Genomic DNA, 17,538 nt, shown 5'->3' with positions numbered 1-17,538 from the left:
ATGAAAATTATTGTGATAGGCAGCGCCAATATGGATATGGTGATGCGGACGAACCGGATGCCGGAAATCGGCGAGACGATAACGGGCAGCGGATTTTTCCTGTCCGCGGGCGGCAAAGGAGCCAATCAGGCGGTAGCTTGCGCCAAAATGGGAGCCGATACGTGGCTGCTCGGCAAAGTCGGCGACGACATTTTCGGCCAGTCGCTGCTGAACAGCCTTGCCGGATTCGGCGTGCGCACCGACTTGCTGGCAGTCGAGCCGAACGTCACGACGGGCGTCGCCGCCATCACCGTGTATGAGGGGAACAACTGCATCATTCTCGACGGCGGCGCGAACAACAAAGTGACGCCGGACTATATTCGCGGCTACAAGCACGAGCTGCTCTCGGCCGCGGCCGTCATGCTGCAGCTGGAAATCCCGCTGGAGTCCGTGTACGAAGCTATCCGGCTGCTCAAAGGGAAGGTGCCGGTCTTCCTCAACCCGGCGCCGGCCGTCCCGCTCGATGACGAAGTTTTGCGCGGCGTCGACTATTTCACTCCAAACGAAATCGAGTGCCGCACGTACACGGGCGTGGATGTGCAAACGATCGAGGACGCTTTTGCCGCGCTGGACGTTTTGCGGGCGAAGGGCATTCGCTATCCGCTCATCACGCTTGGCGAGAAAGGACTCGTGTACTTTAACGGCAGCGAGAACGTGTACAAGGAAGGGCGGAAAGTGCAAGCCGTCGATACGACCGCAGCGGGGGATACGTTCTCCGGCACGCTGGCGGCGATGATCACGTCCGGCAAAACGATCGACGAAGCGGTGGACATCGCCCAGCTTGCCTCGTCAATCTCCGTCACCCGGCTCGGGGCGCAGAACGCGATTCCTTACAAGGCGGAGATTGCCGATGTTATGAGGTTGTAAGGGAACAATGTCAAAAAGCAAGGGCTGTCCGAAGCGGCGCCCTTGCTTTTTTCAAGTCCGTTCAGTGAAAAGAATTACGAATTCCGAAGAATAGCAAATTATAAGAAATATCAAAAACTCGTCTATGATATGCTTAACCAAAATGCATTTCATAACAAATTGAGGGGAGACAACATGCAGTATGCAGAAATAATTGATTATTACAAGACGGAATTAAAGCGTTATTCGCCCGAGCAATTACGGCATATATCTGAGAAAGGTGTTTGGTCTATTGGCCAGATGTATGACCATATGATCGCGACCGCGCTTGATTACCTCGATCAAGTGCGGCGATGTGCGTCGGCAAGTGAAGAAAATCATGAGGGTAAGACGGAAGCGGGCAAAGAGATGTTCATCAATCATTCCTTTCCGCCTATAAAAATCAAGCTGCCAGACGGCCCAGCGAACAATCCGAACAATGAGCAGACAGTCGATGACCTTTTGCAAGGACTTGATCTTGTGCTCAAAAGCATGTCTCAATGGGAGGCGCAAATTAGTGCGATAAACCCCAATTACAAAGTCAAACATGAAGGTTTCGGGTGGCTCAATGCAAAGGAGTGGTTCGAAATGGCCGATATGCATTTTCGCCACCATCTGCGTCAGAAAGCCGAGTTGGAGCAAAGGATCGGTTTGTGCTAGGCATCTGGAAAAGGGGGTGTAAGTATGAATTTAGGATCTACGAATGTAAATGTAATTACATTGTTTGTGGAGGATTTGCAAAGGTCGAGGGAGTTTTATCGACACATATTTGGAATGAGTGCCGTATATGAGGATGAAAACTCCTCTGTATTCAATTTCGGGAATATGAGCATAAACCTTCTAAAAATTTCGGAGGCGTACGGATTGATCGCTCCAAGGAAAGTTGCCAGCCTGGAATCGGGCTCCCGTTTTCAATTCACCATTTTCGTCGAAGACGTAGACGAAGTTTGCAGCGAGCTGAAAGCAAAGGGCCTCGTACTTCTTAGCGGTCCAATCAACCGGCCTTGGGGAGTTCGTACGATAACCTTTTCCGACCCGGCCGGACATGTCTGGGAGATTGCGCAGCAACTTTCATAGCCATTATGAAATCTATCTCCCTATGCTTTATGGTTGAACTGAAAAAATAAAAGAGGGCCGAAGCCCTCCCGCGAAATTGCAGTTCTCTGCTCTTCTTACCGCTCCTGCGTATACGGATTGGCCCCGATGTAGCGGCGCCATTCTTCCTCGGCGTCTTGCTCTTCCGCAGGCCGGGCTTCAAGCCCGTTGGTTAGTTCCCGGGCGAACTCGGCGTGAGCGGAGCCGTCATAATAGGTCGGGAAATCGGCGTTTGACATAGGTGCACCCCTCCTGGCTGTTAAACCTCATGCAATGAAAGCGTTTTCTGCCCCTATATTATCACGTTTTGCTGCGAAATTATAGCCCCTCGCCGCATTAAAATCGCTTCGCCAGCTCCACCGCTTTGGCGATTGCTTTTTCCTTAATGGACTCGGCCTGATCCGGCATCGCCGCCATCCCTTCGACAAAAATGCCTTCGAACGACGGCACCCCGTGGAACATCATAATTTTCCGCAAGTAGCTGTATCCGGATTCGAAGCTGGCCGCCGGACCTTCGGAATATATGCCGCCGCTCGCTTGAATGTGCACCGCTTTTTTGTCCGTGAGCAGGCCGACCGGGCCTTCCGGCGTATATTTGAACGTTTTGCCGGCGACGCAGATCGCGTCGATGTAAGCTTTGAGCAGCGGCGGAAACGAGAAGTTCCACATCGGGGACACATAGACGTATTTATCGGCTGCCACGTATTGGTCCACAATTTCGTTCAGGCGGCCCACTTTGGCTTTTTCCCCGGCGGACAATTGCTCGAACGCAGTGCCCGAGCGCAGCTTGCCCCAGCCGCTGAACACGTCGGCATCAATGTGCGGAATGTTCATGTTGTACAAATCCAGATGAACCACTTCGTCGCCCGGATTCGCCTCGCGGTAGGCGTCAATGAAGCTTTTCCCTACAGCCATGCTGAACGAGTTCGTATGGTCGTGAGGATGCGCGGTAACGTACAGTACGGTTGCCATTGGCTGAGAACTCCCTTTCTGATCGCTTTTCATGTTAGTGACCGGATTCCAACCATTAGAGTTCCATTTTCAGGAATATATATGCATGCCTGCGGGTACGGCATTTTTCGGCGAAACCGCATTGGAATTTGTACAGTGTTTTGCCTGGTTGAGCGTTCTATTGTCGCTTCCACTGGATTTTGTCCAACGGAATGGCGTTTAGAACGCAGCCTTGCAGTGTAAGAGGGCGATTTGACTGGACGCTTTCCAATGCCGATGCTCCATGGAGGGCTATAGGCAGAAAAACATTGTATGTTTTCCAATAGCCCGAGAGCCGCTCCATATTGATTGTGGCAAACCATGTCCGAACCGCTTACAATCGGGAGTAGGCCAATCCCCCAATCCCCATTGCAGCACCGGGCGGGATTGGCACATCAACGTATACATACCGAGGTGACAATGAAAAAAAGCATCGCATTGCTGCTGCTTGCGGCGCTCAGTTTGTACGTTTACGTCCGTAACGACGTCCCCGATCAAGATCCGTATGCGATTACGGACTATAGCCGGCTCCATCCGGTGAAGGTGGAGCGAGTCGTGAAGGGGCAGGAGGAGCGGCAATTAGTTGCCATTGTGCAGGAAGCAAGGCAGAAAGGGCTGACTGTGTCCATCGCGGGCCAGCGCCACAGCCAGGGCGGGCATACGTACTACAAGGACGGCATCGTCGTCGACATGACTTCCTTCAACCGCATCCTCGCCGTCGATCCGGCACGGAAAACGGTGCGCGTGCAGGCCGGAGCGACGTGGAAAGACGTGCAGGACGCCGTTAACCCTTATGGGCTTGCGGTGAAAACGAAGCAGTCGCAAAACATTTTTACCGTCGGCGGCTCCATCAGCATTAACGCGCATGGCCGGGATATCCGAAACGGATCGCTCATCAAAAGCGTAGAGTCGTTCCGCCTGCTGACCGCAGACGGCCAAATCAAGCAAGTGAGCCGCACGGAGAACGCCGATCTGTTTCCGCTGGCACTGGGCGGCTACGGGTTGTTCGGCATCATTTTGGATGTCACCTTGACGCTTGCGGATGACGAAATGTACCGGATCACGAGTGACCGGATGAGCGTCGGCGAGTACAGTGCCTATTTTCAAAACCGGGTCAAGTCCAATCCGGACATCCGTCTCCATCTCGCCCGCATTTCGGTGGCGCCGGACAGCTTTTTGACCGACATGTATGCCATCAACTATACGGTGGACCGCTCGATTCCGTTGCGAGGGCACGATCGGCTGAACGAGGGCGAGCGGTTGGTCATTCCAACCAAGCTGATGTTTAATCTGAACCGGTCGTTCGATTGGGGCAAAAACGTGTTCTGGGACTTGCAAAAACGTTTCTTCGGCACGCAGCAAGGCACCGTGATCAGCCGTAACAACGCCATGCGCTCCGAATCGGGGTTTATGGAATATCGGGAGGCGGGGAAGAACGACCTGCTGCAGGAATATTTCATCCCGCCGGACGAGCTATCCGCTTTCGTGGAAGATTTTAAGGCCGTGCTGCGCAGTGAATCTATGAATCTATTGAACATTACCGTGCGCTACGTGAACCGGGACGAGGAAGCCAAGCTATCGTATGCGAGAGAAGATATGTTTGCGCTCGTGTGCCTGTTTAACGTGCCGCTCACGGAGCAGGGGCAGACGCAGATGAAGCAGAGCGTTCAGCGCATCCTGGATGCCGTTATGAAGCATCGCGGAACGTACTACTTGCCTTATGCGCCATACGCGAGCCTCGATCAGTTCCGGGCTATGTATCCGAACTATGGCGTATTTTTCAACAAGAAGGATGAGTACGACCCTGAGCATCTGTTTATGAACTATTTTTACGAGAATTACAGAGGGGAGTAGCACTATGAACGCCTTGAACGCACAATGGCTCATTCGCTCGCAAAGCATCGTTACGCTGGCCGCCGGCATGATTTATCCTTACTACTTGCTGTTTTTGAAAAACGCCGGCAACAGCTATTCCAAGTACGGGCTGGCGTTTGCCGTCTTCACGGTCAGCTCGGCGGCCGTATCGCAATGGCTCGCGCCGCGGCTCGACCGCCACGGCGTACGCATGCTGGCCGCGAGCTCGCTCGGGATGGCGGCGGTCATGCTGGCGTTCCCGTGGGTGATGTCGTACGGGCTGGTGCTCGTCCTGCAGCTCGTGATGGGCATCTGCAACGCCATGCAAAAAATGAGCGAGCGGCTGCTTATTGCCGACCATACGCAGCATGGCAGCCGCGGCGTTGTCATCGGCTCGTTCCATTTTTGGACGTCGGCCGCCTCCGGCTTCGCCGTCATCCTCGGCGGATTTCTGATCGATTGGCTGACGATCGATGCGCTGTTTTATGCAAGCGCGCTGCTGTACGCGCTTAGCGCCTGGGCTGTTTGGCGGTATGGGCGCCATGGCGCGGGACGCGCCGCGGCGGCGGAAAGTCAAAGAGCTGCGCATAGGCAGCTCTAGCAGAAATTGGTATAATAGATTTGTATACAGCTCAACTTGGGGCGAGGCGCTCTCCTCGAAAGGAGGTGGCGCCTATGGATACTTTCCAAATGTTCGTCGTACTCTTTGCGTTTGGCAATTTCCTGCTGGCGCTTCTGACGTTCACGAATAAACGGAAGTAACCCGCCCTCTGGTTGGACGCCAAGGCGGGTTACTCTTCACCGATCTTAGGAGAGTGCCTCCCAAGCCTGTATACTGGGGACGGTGTTGGCGCACCGTCTCTTTGTAGATTAAGCATATCACTGCAAATCCAAACGTGCAAGTATCGGCACCCAGCAATCTTGCGGCTTTATGCTACAATAAGGTCAAGCGCAAACACTATGCCCGAAACAGGTGAAGAACATGAAATTCAAAGGGCTTACTGTCAAGGACTTGCTGAAGCTGCCTATATTGCGGGACTCGAAGCTGATCAGCGGCGAAAAAGGGCTGGACCGCATCGTCCGCTACATCGATATTATGGAAGTGCCGGATGTGACGGGCTGGCTGCGCGAAGGCGAGCTTATCCTGACTACCGGCTACTCCATTCGCCACGATCCCGCGCTGCTGCTAAACCTGGTTGAACAGCTGGCGCAAGCGGGGGCGGCGGCGCTTGGCATCAAGCCGGAGCGGTTCATGACCGGCATTCCGCAGGAAGCGCTCGATCTCGGCAACCGGTACAATTTGCCGATTATTCAGATCCCGAACGGGATTCCGTATATCGACATCACTTACACGGTGATGGAGCAAATTTTGGACAAGCAGGCCGCCCTGCTCCGCAGGTCTGAAGAGGTTTACAAAACGCTGACCAACCTGGTGCTGAACAACAGCGGCATCCAGGTTGTGGCGGATAATGTAGCCGAGCTTGTCAAATGTCCGATCTGGATCGTGGGCAACAACGGCGAGCTGCTTGTATCCTCACCTACAACGGCTCCCTACGAGCCCTCGCCGAAAAGCCGGCAATGGGACGTCGTGGTGGATAAGCAGTTCGTCGGCCGGCTGGTCGTGGGCAAGGAGCATCTTGACGAGCTGGAACTTGTCTGCATCGAGCAGGCTCGCCTCGTATTTTCGCTGGAGCTTATGCGCAGGAAAATTGCGCATGATACGGAACAGCGGCTAAGAGGAAATTTTGTTGAAGAGCTGCTGATGGGGCTGCCGCTGTCCCGCCAGGAAGTGGAAAACAAAGGCCGGCAGCTCGGGCTGCAGCCGGAGTGGCTGTGGGAGGTGTGCATGATCGAAGGGGACGCCGCCGTGCTGGATGAAACAGCGGCTTTGTTCGCGCAAGTGAGCGAGCTCGTCCAGCGGGAATCGGCAAACCGGAAAGTGCGCTTCCATATCCAAAAGCAGGCGGACAGGCTCGTACTGCTGCTCGCTTCGGGCAGAAGCGGCCTCGCAAAGAAGACTGCTCCCGGCAGGGAACAAGCCGGGGAGTGGAGCGAAATTATAGGCCCGTCACTTGCGCAGGGCGGCAAGGTACGCAGCGGTTTCGGCGGCAAGCGTCCATTGTGGGAAGTCAACCGCAGCTATATCGAAGCCAGGAAAGCGATCGCGCTCGGGTCGCGTCTTGATAAAAACAGGCACATGTTCACCTTCGAAGAAGTGGAAATGTTCCAGCTGCTTATCGAATCTTCCGAGCACGTCAATTTCGAGCCGCTGATCGAGAAGAAATTAGGCAAGTTGTCACTATATGACAAAGAAAACGGAACGGACCTCGTCACCACGTTATATTATTATCTGGCGACCGGCGGCAGCCTGATTGAAACCGCTAACCGGATGTATGTCCATCGCAACTCGGTAAAATACAGGATCGACCGGATCAAGGAGATTTGCGATATCGATCTGGACAACGCGCTGAACCGGTTCGTCTACTATCTGTGCGCAGCTTTTTATCTTCTGAAAAAAGCGGATTGAACAAAGACCTATTTGTGCACTCAGCACAATAGGTCTTTGTTTGTTTTGGCGTTTCGACACATTGTTGTCACATTTGAAACCGAATACAATTTGAATATCACTTGATCCACCCAGTCCACGCAACAGGAAAGGGATGAATAGCCATGATAGGTGTAATACGCGTGTTGACCACGACGAACACCGAAGTGCTGGAACAGCATGGCAACATCATTGCCAATCGCTACGGGGTGCCCGTCATGAGCAGGTGCATTCCGGACCAGCCGCTCGGCATCTTTAACGACGAGACGGAGCAGGCAGCCGCTCCGAAAATCGTGGCGCTTGGCCGGAGCCTGGAAGCCGAAGGCTGCAAGCTGCTCGTCATTAGCTGCGCCGCGGACCCGGCAATCAAGCAGCTTCGCGACAATGTGTCCATTCCCGTCGTCGGCGCCGGCAGCGCGGCTTCGCATATGGCGCTTTCCATCGGCAAAAAGGTCGGGGTGATGGGCATCACCGACGAGGTGCCGGCTGTTATGAAAAACTTGCTGGGCGACCTTCTGGTGAACTCCATCCGTCCGGAAGGAGTCACGAACACGACCGACCTGATGACTCCGGCCGGACGCGAGAAGGCAACCGAGGCGGCGCGCAAACTGATGGAGCAAGGAACGGAAGTTATCGTTTTCGCTTGCACGGGCTTCTCCACGATCGGACTGGCCGATGTTTTAAGAAAAGAACTGGGCGTGATCGTGATTGATGCGGTCGAAGCGGAAGGACTGTTCGCATCCGCCTTGTACAGACAATTAAGCAACGAGCGGTCGGCTGTTTAAATTCGCCTGCGATAAGCCGGCTGGGCCGAAGCGAAGCTAGGGCCGGCAGCAGGCGCTTTTTTTCGGCAATTAGAGAACCGCTGGTTCGCATACGGGTACGGGGGTTGGGAACGTGCTGAAAACATTGGACCAGTCGCTGGCCGTATTGAATAAGTTTACGCGCGAGCATCCTTCATGGGGCGTCCGCGAGCTCGCCTCAGAGATGGAGATGAGCCATTCCATCGTATACCGCATTTTGGCCACTTATCATAAGCACGGGTTTCTGGAGCAGGACAAAGAAACCCGCAAATACGGGCTGGGCTTGCGGTTTATCGAATTCGGCGCCATGGCGGGCGACCGGCTCGGACTGGCCGAGCGGATTCGCCCGATTATGAAGCGGCTTTCCGAAGCGACGGGGGAATCGGTATTCCTCACTTGGCTGGACGGGCGCGAGGGAGTTTGCCTCGATATTTACGAAAGCTCGCAATTGCTCAAGTACGCTCTTGCTGTCGGGAGTAGGACCCCGCTTTATGCCGGGGCATCCAATAAAATCATTATGGCTTATCTAACGCAAGGGGAGCAGGAGCGCATTATTGCAGAAGGGCTGAAGGCGGGCAAACCGCCAAAATCTTTCCCCGGCAAAGACAAGCTCCTGGCGGGACTGCAAAACATCAGACAGGAGGGATGGGCGTATTCCTTGGGCGATTATTCCGATTCGGTGTTCGGCATTGCGGTTCCTCTATTCAACCGCAATAGCGAAGTGACCGCTTCGCTCACTGTGGCCGGACCGGAATACCGGATGCCGCAGGAGAACGTGGCGCATACGCTCCAATTGCTCAGAAGTGCGAGGGACGAAGTTCAGCAAGTTTTGCAGCATCTTTTGTTTTTCGCCTGACCGGGCGCAGATCGTAAAAATGAAACGGAGGAGTGTTTGTGGACAATCGACAAGCAGAGCAAGTTGTGCAAGCGGAGCAGGTGGACAAAGACAAGAAGCACCCGAGTATTTTTGAGCCGTTCGCTCTCATTCTGAACGTCGTTACGGGCGTGCTCGGCGCCATCATCGGCATGCAGATCGTTACCACGCTCGGCGTCACGCCGAATACGGCGATTATCGGGGCGCTCGTGGCGATGCTGATCGCGCGCATCCCGATTACCATTTTCAACAAGTACAAATCGATCCACCGCCAAAATCTGGTGCAAACCTCGATCTCTTCCGCCACCTTCGGCGCGGCGAACAGCCTGCTCATTCCGATCGGCATCCCTTTTGCGATGGGGACGCCCGATTTGATCGTGCCGATGCTGATCGGCTCCGCGCTGGCGATGTTCGTGGACGCCGGCATTTTGTATAAAATTTTCGACTCCAAGCTGTTCCCGGCATCCGGCACATGGGCTCCGGGCGTCGCGACGGCCGAATCGATTCTTGCTGGCGACAAAGGCGGCAAGCGCGCCGGGCTGCTCGGTCTCGGCACGGCCATAGGCCTCATCGGCTCCTGGTTCCACATTTCGATGTCGGCGTTCGGCGTCGCGTTCATCGGCAACATTTGGGCGCTGACCATGTTCGGCATCGGCCTGATGATCCGCCAATATTCCATTCCATGGTTCAATGTCGACGTCAATAAATTGTATATCGCGCACGGCATCATGATCGGCGCCGGTATCGTCGCTCTCATTCAGGTGTCGCTCCTGATCTTCAAGAAACAGAAGAAGCAACCGGTGGGTAACGAGGCGGCTCTCGAAACGGCAGCCGCATCCGGGGAAGCCGCGCTGACGCGGCCGATCAACGAAGCGAAGCGCGCGCTGGGGTTCGGCTTTGTCGCTTACCTGATCGTCGCGCTCATCATTGCTCTTGGCGGCGGCCTGCTGACGAAAATGTCGCTCGGCATGCTGATCGGCTTCCTCCTCTTCGCGGCATTCGCGGCTTTCGTGCACGAGCTGATCGTCGGCATTGCGGCGATGCACTCCGGCTGGTTCCCGGCTTTTGCCGTCGCCTTCATCACGCTGCTGTTCGGCATGTTGATCGGCTTCCCGCCGGTAGCCCTCGCTTTGCTGGCCGGTTTCAGCGCTTCGACCGGTCCCGCTTTTGCCGACATGGGCTATGACCTGAAAACGGGCCATATTTTGCGCGGCAACGGGGCGAACCGCGAATACGAGCTCGCCGGCAGAAAGCAGCAGTACATTACGGGGATGATCGCTTTCGGCGTAGCTTTGCTGACGGTTATCGTCACCTATAAAACGTATTTCGCGCAAAACCTGGTTCCGCCGATCGATAAGGTGTACGTTTCGACGATCAAAGCCGGCGCTTCGCCGGAAATCGCCAAGCAGCTGCTGCTGTGGGCCATTCCGGGGGCTCTCGTCCAGCTGATCGGCGGACCGAGCCGCCAGCTCGGCGTATTGTTCGCCACCGGCCTCCTGATTTTGACGCCGAGCGCCTGCTGGGCAGTGCTTGCCGGCATCGCGATCCGAATTGTCGTTACGCGCATTTGGAAAAAGGAAGCCGAAGGCCCGATGAGCATCATGGCGGCCGGTTTTATCGCGGGAGACGCGCTCTACAGCTTCTTCAACTCGGTATTTAAATTCAGAAAGTGAGGCGACCCCTGGTGGTTAACATCAAGATAGACGCCCAAATGGCGGAATACGCGGTTTACGGCGGCGCGGTGCTGGGCGGAGGGGGCGGCGGCTGGATCGAGGACGGCTTGAAAATAGCGCGCCTCGCTTTGGAGATCGGGCAGCTCGAGCTGACTCCGTTCGATAAGTTCGCAGCTAGCGACCTGCTCGTCACCGTATCCATGGTGGGCGCACCGGCGGCCAAAGACCGGTTCGTCATGCCGGTCCATTACGCCAAAGCGCTGGACCTGCTCTCGCAAAAAATCGGGAGGCCGATCCGGGGGCTGCATACGAACGAGAACGGAGCGGGCACTACCGTCAACGGCTGGTTCCAGTCGGCCATCACCGGCATTCCGCTGGCGGACTTCGCCTGCAACGGACGGGCCCATCCGACCGGCGCCATGGGCTCGATGAACCTGTCCGAGGTGGAAGGGTACGTGTCCCATCAAGCCGCGGTCGGCGGTAATGAAGCGAATTATGTCGAGATGAGCATATCCGGGCCGCTGGAGCGGGCAGCGTCCATGATCCGTAAAGCGTCCGTGGAAGCGGGCGGGCTCGTCGCGGTAGCACGCAACCCCGTAACGGCCGACTACGCCAGGCAAAACGGCGCGCCGGGCGCGATCTCGCAAGCTATCGCCGTCGGCGAGGCGCTGCTTTCGCACAAAGGCGAAGCGGCGATCGACGCCGCCATCGCCAAGCTCGGCGGCAAAGTCGTCACCGCCGGCACCGTCACGGACTTCACGCTGGAGACAAGCGGCGGCTTCGACGCAGGCATCGTCCGGATCGACGGCAAGGTGGAAATGACGTTCTGGAACGAATACATGACGCTGGAAAAGGACGGCGAAAGGCTGGCCACGTTCCCGGACCTGATCATGACGCTGGACGCGAAGACGGCCAGGCCGATCGTCACAGCCGCCATGGAAAAGGGCCAGCAAGTGGCCGTCATCGCGGTTCCGAAGCGCAACCTGCTGCTTAGCACCACGATGTACAACGAGAAGCTGATGAAGCCGGTCGAGGACGTCATCAATAAACCGGTTATACCGTATATGGCTTAACAAATTGGGATGGAGGCAGAGAGAAATGACACTGAAACAAACCATGACCGTGCTGGAAGCGATGGACAGCGCCTACGTTAACGGGGAAAAAATCATGGAGCTGTTCGCCGCTTATCCGAACGTATCCATTACCGTAAACAAAGTGACAGGAGAAAAAGGCAGCACCGACTTCGTCAAAATCGTCATTCACGGAACGGAAGGCAAGAGCAAGGGCGGCAGCGCCCCGACTCTCGGCATCATCGGCCGTCTCGGCGGCATCGGCGCCCGCCCGAGCCGAATCGGCATCGTATCCGACGCCGACGGCGCGGTAGCCGCCGTTGCCGCGGCGCTCAAGCTGGCGGACATGCAGACGAAGGGCGACGTCTTGAAAGGAGACGTCATCGTCAGCACGCACATTTGCCCGGATGCGCCGACCCGCCCGCACGAACCGGTGGACTTCATGGATTCGCCGGTCGATATTTTGACGATGAACAATCATGAAGTGACGCCGGAGATGGAAGCGATTCTGTCCATGACACGACAAAAGGCAACCGCATCATCAACCAGAAAGGCATTGCCATCTCGCCGACCGTGAAGGAAGGCTACATCCTTCGCGTCAGCGAGGATCTGGTGCGCATTATGGAAATGGCGACAGGCCGGCTGGCCGTCACATTCCCGATCACGATGCAGGACATTACGCCGTACGGCAACGACTTGTATCATATCAACTCCATTTTGCAGCCGTGCGTAGCTACCGACGCTCCTGTCGTCGGCGTCGCCGTTACCGCTCAATCGGCCGTGCCGGGCTGCGGAACGGGCGCCAGCCACGAGATCGACATCGCTTCCGCCGTTCGTTTCTCCATAGAAGTGGCGAAGGAATTTACCGGCGGCACCGCCCATTTTTACGATAAGGACGAATTCGAACGCATGGTCAAGCTGTACGGCTCCATGAAAATTTTGCAGACCGGCGGCGAAAACTCCCCGCGCGCTTAAGCGCCGGGAGTTTTTCATCCCGGTTCCGACTGGAGGAATGCGGAGTGGAACGTTTGGGTATGATTACGATTGGCCAGGCGCCCCGAACGGATGTGGCACCGATCATCGAGCGATATTTGGAGGGCCGCGCCGAACTGGTTCAAGCCGGCGTGCTGGATGGACTTACCAAGGCATACATTGCGGCGAATCTGGCCCCCGAGCCCGGGGATTATGTCCTGACGTCGCGCCTTACGACAGGCGAATCGGCCGTATTTTCGCGCGAGAAAATTCAGCCGATCCTGCAGACAAAAATCCATGAGCTGGAGGACGCGGGAATTCGCCATATTTTGCTTCTGTGCACGGGCGTGTTTCCGGGGCTGAAGACGAATACGGCCCATCTGATCGAGCCGGATTTGATCATTCCGCCTGCGGTCAAGGCAATGGCGGGCGGACGCCGCCTCGGCGTCATGGTGCCGCTTCCGGAGCAGACGGACAATTTGAAGCCGAAATACTCCCCGCTCGGCATGAATCCGGTGTTCGGGGTTGCGTCGCCGTATAAGAACGACGAAGATAATTTTCATCGAGCGGCGAACGAATTGAAGGACAAGGCCGACTTGATTTTGCTGGACTGCATGGGCTATACGGAGGAGGCGCGCGAGCTTGTGCGCAGGATCAGCGGCAAGCCGGTCATCCTCTCCAACGCGCTTATGGCCAAACTGGTGTCCGAAATGATTTAATAGAAGCGGTACTTCCAGGTTGCCCGGGAAAGTATGGCTGCGCTGCCGGATTGGAAATGTGGGTCTCCGGCTTCATTGAACTCGTGTCCAATGAATTGGAATGTAAGGTTGGAACACGAGTTCAAAGGCGCTCTCCGACCCACATTTCCATCCTCCGCCCCGCCTTTCTCGGGCAACCGGAACTTCCGAATTCGATAGGATAGGTGAAGCAGATGAACCGGCAGCTCGTCGAAATCAGTAAAAACGTATTGCAAAACTGTCTCGGCCTGAAGGCCGGCGAAACGTTCCTCATCGTCGCCGACGACGCCAAGAAGGAGCTGGCCGAGTCGGTGTACGCGGCCGGCCAAAGCATTGGAGCGGAAGCGATGCTTGCCGTGATGAAGGAGAGGGAGCGCTCCGGCCAGGAGCCGCCTGCACCGATCGCCGCGGCGATGGCCGCTTCGCAGGTCGTGCTGTGCATCACCGAACATTCGCTGACCCATACGCAGGCGCGCAAAACGGCGGCCGCCGCAGGCGCCCGCTTGGCCACCATGCCGGGCATAACGGAGGACATGTTTCTGGAAGGCGCAATCGCCGCCGATTATTCCCGGGTCAAGGAGCTGACCGAGAAAGTAACCGGCATGCTGACGCAAGGCAAGCAAGTCCGCATCGAGAAAGGCGGGCACGCCCTGACGTTCTCGATCGACGGCAGACGCGGCGTACCGAGCACCGGGGTATACCTGAATCCGGGGGAATCCGGCAACCTGCCGTCCGGGGAAGGGTACATCGCGCCGCTGGAAGGATCGGCGGAAGGCCGAATTCTGATCGACGGCTCGCTGGCCAACTACGGAAAAGTAAGCTCGCCGCTCTTGCTGACTGTGGAGCAAGGACGGATTGTCCAAGCCGAAGGCGAGGCGGCGGATTGGCTGCTGAATGCGCTCGGCGAAGGCGACGGACGGCTGCTCGGGGAGTTCGGCATCGGCACGAACGATAAAGCGAGAATTACCGGCGTCGTTCTCGAGGATGAGAAAGTGTACGGCACGATCCACGTCGCCTTCGGCAGCAACAATACGTTCGGCGGCACGGTGGCAGCCGGCGTCCATATCGACGGTGTGGTGACAAGTCCGGACGTGTACATCGACGGCAGGAAAATTATGGATGGCGGGAAGCTGGAAATTTGAGCCGGAGGCTTGTTCGGAGCGGCTGGGCGGTTCGAGCAGCATGGCACTTGACGGACCGTCTCAACGCAAATTCAAAAAGAGCCGCACATAGGCGACTCTTCCAAATTTTAATATACTAGCTTTGTATACAGCTCAACTTGTGCGGGATAGGCTCCTCCGGAAAAGGGGTATGCCTATGCATAACTTCACGTTCGTCGAAGTGATCGCGTTCGGAATGTTTGTTCTGGCGCTGCTGACCTACGTAAAACGGAAGTAACCCGTCACTGGTTGACCGCCAGACGGGTTACTGTTGTCGAGTTCCGACTCGGAGGAGTTATCCGCCAAGTCTGTATGCAGGGGACGGTGTTGGCGCACCGTCTCTTTGTTAATATAAGCATATCATCGTAACTCTAGCCGCGCAAGAGCGAGAAGATCGTTTTATACGGATCGTTTCACGGCCGTTATTCGAACCGATAAGTCCAAAACGACTCCGTGCGAAGCCGCTCCTGCACTTCTTTGTCCTGCAGCGACTGGTTGCCGAAAAACATGGCGAATTGCGAGCGGTGCGCCTGGAAGGAGCCCCATTTTTGCTGCAAATAGCCGCTTACGTCGTTCACGACGTCCGGCGGGCCGAGCACTTCTTCGCAGCCTTTGGCAAAGGCGACGCAGTGCACGGCCGGTCTGTCCGCAGCAGGCATGCGCCCTACTGTGCGGATCACGGCGGCGCCGGTCGCGTCATGGTCAGGATGAACGCTGTAGCCGGGGTAAAACGTAATGATCAGCGACGGCTTCACTTCGTCGATAACCGCGCGAAGGCGAGCGTCAAGCGCGTCCTGGTCTTCGAATTCGACCGTCTTGTCATGCAGCCCGAACATGCGCAGATCGGTGATGCCGATGCTGCGGCACGACGCTTCCAGCTCCTTTTGGCGGATGGCGGGCAGCGTCACCCTGTTCGCGAACGGAGGATTCCCCATGCTGCGTCCCATTTCTCCGAGTGTCAAACATACGTAAGTAACCGGTGTGCCTTGATCAATATACGAGGCCAGCGTGCCGGCCCGGCCCGACTCGTCATCGGGATGGGGCAGCACGACGAGCACGTGTCTTTGTCGTTCCATATTGCTTCCCTCCTTGTACAATGCGTTCAGAACGGCGTTTTGCCGAGCATGAGGCCGACGACAAGCTTGCCGTCGCTGTCGTGGCCGGCAAGAATGAGCCGCTCGGCTTCGGATTCGTCCCAATGCGTAAGGCCTTCGGCATATACCCAGCCGGTCTCCGTCTTAAGCCCGACGCGGTACGGTCCGCTGCCGGCGATGGAGCCTTGCGAGAAGCGGATGCGGCCGTTGCTGACGAACGTGGCCGCGGTCATTTTCGAGCTGTCGCGATGGGCGGCGTAGGCGCCCGTCGTCATTTCCAGGCATACGTATATGTCCTGATCCTTCAGCCCCTGAAGGATGCGCTGAACAGCTTGCGGGGCGATAGGTTGCATCGTTTATCCCTCCCGGTAATGGTCTCTCTATTCTATAAACAGACTGTAACTGTTTTTCGCGCAGTTGTCCACCTTTTGCCGAACTTGCGCAGCGGCGCGAGATGTACATACAAGATGCTTGTGGTATACTGGATATATTGACAGATAGCAGAGGTGGACGATGACAGACAAAGCTGTGCCGAAATACCGGCAATTGAAGCAAGAAATTATGACTTGGCTGGAGTCGGGCCAGCTGAAGCAGGGCGAGCAAATGCCTTCGGAGCACGAAATCGCCGCCAAGTTTGCCATGAGCCGGCAAACCGTGCGCCAGACGCTGGGCGAGCTGGAGCAGGAAGGGTGGCTGTACCGCGTGCAGGGCAAGGGCACGTTCGTTTCGCCGCAGCGCGGCGCCGGCGGCGGGGCCCGCCCGGAGCTGCAAACCGTCGGCATGATTACGACGTACATCTCCGACTATATATTCCCGCATATCGTCCGCGGCGCCGAGTCGGCGCTGCGCGGCAAAGGGTACGGCCTCCTGCTGTCCAGCACGGACAACGACAAGGATAAAGAAACGGACAGCCTGACCATGATGCTCAGTCAACCGATCGCCGGCCTCATCGTGGAGCCGACCCGCAGCGCGCTGGGCAATCCGAACCTGCATCATTATTTGACGCTGCAATACCGCGGCATTCCGGTCGTCATGATCAACGAGCGGTATCCGGAGCTGGGTGTCCCGTGCGTGAAGCTGGACGACGAGCTGGGCGGCTTCCTCGCCGCCGAGCATTTGATCCGTCTCGGCCACCGGCGCATCGCCGGATTTTTCAAAGCCGACGACCTGCAGGGCGTGAACCGGCTGCGCGGGTTCCTGCGCGCGCATCGGCAATATGAAGTGCCGCTGGAGCCGGCCGCCGTCGTCCATTATCATACCGGGGAAAAGCGGACGAAGCCTTACGAGGCGGCGCTAGCGATGCTGCGGCAGGAGCAGCGGCCGACGGCGGTCGTCTGCTATAACGACGAGCTGGCGGTGACGCTGCTGGAGGCGGTGCGCCAGGCCGGACTGCACGTGCCCCGCGATCTGTCGGTCGTCGGCTTCGACGATTCGCCGCTGGCGACGGCGACGGAGATCAAGCTGACGACGCTGTCGCACCCGAAAACGGAGCTCGGCGTAAAGGCGGTGGAGACGCTGGCTGCGCTAATGGCCGGCGGTCCGGGAGCCGCATCGGATACGGTATACGCGCCCGAGCTGATCGTAAGGGAATCGACGCAGGCGTACGGGCAGCCGTAACCCCTGTATCCTGCACAAAATAGACCTGTACACCGAACTTGTGTGTACAGGTCTATTTTATTTTCAGCAGCATATAGATTAAATGTACGTACAAGTTTATAATGAGGGGGAACGATTCGATTGCGAGGAA

Annotated in this window: 19 protein-coding genes and 1 pseudogene; 16 read left to right on the top strand and 4 right to left on the bottom strand. The window is 56.7% G+C overall.

The window, feature by feature from the left end:
• From rbsK to SD70_RS00615, 3 genes are all read left to right on the top strand, one after another.
• Positions 1–906, top strand: coding sequence for a ribokinase (gene rbsK / locus SD70_RS00625; protein ID WP_041044767.1), 906 nt, complete (start codon positions 1–3; stop codon positions 904–906).
• A 174-nt stretch (positions 907–1,080) separates the two neighbouring features.
• A complete protein-coding gene (locus SD70_RS00620) occupies positions 1,081–1,584 on the top strand; it encodes a DinB family protein (protein ID WP_041044871.1) in 504 nt (167 codons plus the stop codon).
• Between the two features lie 24 nt (positions 1,585–1,608).
• Positions 1,609–2,001, top strand: coding sequence for a VOC family protein (locus SD70_RS00615; RefSeq protein ID WP_041044766.1), 393 nt, complete (start codon positions 1,609–1,611; stop codon positions 1,999–2,001).
• A 95-nt stretch (positions 2,002–2,096) separates the two neighbouring features.
• Here SD70_RS00615 and SD70_RS35630 read toward each other — a convergent pair whose 3' ends face one another.
• Both SD70_RS35630 and SD70_RS00610 read right to left on the bottom strand, forming a co-directional pair.
• Complete coding sequence (locus SD70_RS35630; protein ID WP_156157820.1) at positions 2,097–2,258, bottom strand: hypothetical protein; 162 nt, start codon at positions 2,256–2,258, stop codon at positions 2,097–2,099.
• A gap of 97 nt (positions 2,259–2,355) precedes the next feature.
• Positions 2,356–2,991, bottom strand: coding sequence for an FMN-dependent NADH-azoreductase (locus tag SD70_RS00610; protein ID WP_041044765.1), 636 nt, complete (start codon positions 2,989–2,991; stop codon positions 2,356–2,358).
• A gap of 438 nt (positions 2,992–3,429) precedes the next feature.
• Here SD70_RS00610 and SD70_RS00605 point away from each other — a divergent pair, with 438 nt between their 5' ends.
• The 12 genes and pseudogenes from SD70_RS00605 to SD70_RS40100 all read left to right on the top strand — a co-directional run bounded on the left by SD70_RS00605 (position 3,430) and on the right by SD70_RS40100 (position 14,935).
• Complete coding sequence (locus tag SD70_RS00605) at positions 3,430–4,863, top strand: FAD-binding oxidoreductase (RefSeq protein ID WP_041044764.1); 1,434 nt, start codon at positions 3,430–3,432, stop codon at positions 4,861–4,863.
• 4 nt (positions 4,864–4,867) lie between these two features.
• Positions 4,868–5,464 (top strand): MFS transporter, encoded by a 597-nt coding sequence (locus tag SD70_RS00600; RefSeq protein WP_231570967.1) that lies wholly within the window; start codon positions 4,868–4,870, stop codon positions 5,462–5,464.
• A 74-nt stretch (positions 5,465–5,538) separates the two neighbouring features.
• Positions 5,539–5,625 carry a putative holin-like toxin gene (locus SD70_RS40105; RefSeq protein ID WP_394297927.1) on the top strand — a complete coding sequence of 29 codons (87 nt, stop codon included), beginning with the start codon at positions 5,539–5,541 and terminating at the stop codon, positions 5,623–5,625.
• Positions 5,626–5,845: 220 nt separating this feature from the next.
• Positions 5,846–7,390 (top strand): PucR family transcriptional regulator, encoded by a 1,545-nt coding sequence (locus tag SD70_RS00595; protein WP_041044763.1) that lies wholly within the window; start codon positions 5,846–5,848, stop codon positions 7,388–7,390.
• A gap of 143 nt (positions 7,391–7,533) precedes the next feature.
• Complete coding sequence (locus tag SD70_RS00590; RefSeq protein WP_041044762.1) at positions 7,534–8,193, top strand: aspartate/glutamate racemase family protein; 660 nt, start codon at positions 7,534–7,536, stop codon at positions 8,191–8,193.
• A gap of 112 nt (positions 8,194–8,305) precedes the next feature.
• The gene (locus tag SD70_RS00585) at positions 8,306–9,067 is read left to right on the top strand and encodes an IclR family transcriptional regulator (protein ID WP_041044761.1); all 762 of its coding nucleotides are present in this window, start codon (positions 8,306–8,308) and stop codon (positions 9,065–9,067) included.
• An 80-nt stretch (positions 9,068–9,147) separates the two neighbouring features.
• On the top strand, positions 9,148–10,758 hold the full coding sequence (locus SD70_RS00580) for an OPT/YSL family transporter (RefSeq protein ID WP_041044869.1): 1,611 nt from the start codon (positions 9,148–9,150) through the stop codon (positions 10,756–10,758).
• A 38-nt stretch (positions 10,759–10,796) separates the two neighbouring features.
• Entirely contained in the window at positions 10,797–11,831 is a 1,035-nt protein-coding gene (locus tag SD70_RS00575) for a DUF917 domain-containing protein (protein WP_041044868.1), read from the top strand.
• Positions 11,832–11,856: 25 nt separating this feature from the next.
• Positions 11,857–12,803: pseudogene (locus tag SD70_RS00570) on the top strand (DUF1177 domain-containing protein).
• Positions 12,804–12,847: 44 nt separating this feature from the next.
• Positions 12,848–13,519 carry an AroM family protein gene (locus SD70_RS00565; RefSeq protein WP_231570966.1) on the top strand — a complete coding sequence of 224 codons (672 nt, stop codon included), beginning with the start codon at positions 12,848–12,850 and terminating at the stop codon, positions 13,517–13,519.
• A 212-nt stretch (positions 13,520–13,731) separates the two neighbouring features.
• On the top strand, positions 13,732–14,679 hold the full coding sequence (locus tag SD70_RS00560; RefSeq protein WP_041044760.1) for an aminopeptidase: 948 nt from the start codon (positions 13,732–13,734) through the stop codon (positions 14,677–14,679).
• A 169-nt stretch (positions 14,680–14,848) separates the two neighbouring features.
• On the top strand, positions 14,849–14,935 hold the full coding sequence (locus tag SD70_RS40100; RefSeq protein WP_394297926.1) for a putative holin-like toxin: 87 nt from the start codon (positions 14,849–14,851) through the stop codon (positions 14,933–14,935).
• Between the two features lie 184 nt (positions 14,936–15,119).
• Here the strand turns inward: SD70_RS40100 and bshB2 are convergent, their stop codons facing one another.
• Together bshB2 and SD70_RS00550 are read right to left on the bottom strand one after the other, a co-directional pair.
• Positions 15,120–15,773: a bacillithiol biosynthesis deacetylase BshB2 gene (gene bshB2 / locus SD70_RS00555; protein ID WP_041044759.1), complete on the bottom strand. Its 654-nt coding sequence runs from the start codon at positions 15,771–15,773 to the stop codon at positions 15,120–15,122.
• Positions 15,774–15,799: 26 nt separating this feature from the next.
• The gene (locus SD70_RS00550; protein ID WP_041044758.1) at positions 15,800–16,144 is read right to left on the bottom strand and encodes a YojF family protein; all 345 of its coding nucleotides are present in this window, start codon (positions 16,142–16,144) and stop codon (positions 15,800–15,802) included.
• A gap of 160 nt (positions 16,145–16,304) precedes the next feature.
• On the opposite strand from SD70_RS00550, the gene SD70_RS00545 reads away from it, so the two are divergent.
• Positions 16,305–17,408 (top strand): GntR family transcriptional regulator, encoded by a 1,104-nt coding sequence (locus SD70_RS00545; protein ID WP_041044757.1) that lies wholly within the window; start codon positions 16,305–16,307, stop codon positions 17,406–17,408.
• Positions 17,409–17,538 lie beyond the last annotated feature (130 nt).

Source organism: Gordoniibacillus kamchatkensis (assembly GCF_000829455.1).
In the GTDB taxonomy this organism is placed as follows: domain Bacteria; phylum Bacillota; class Bacilli; order Paenibacillales; family NBRC-103111; genus Gordoniibacillus; species Gordoniibacillus kamchatkensis.
This window is presented reverse-complemented; position numbering and strand designations above follow the sequence as displayed.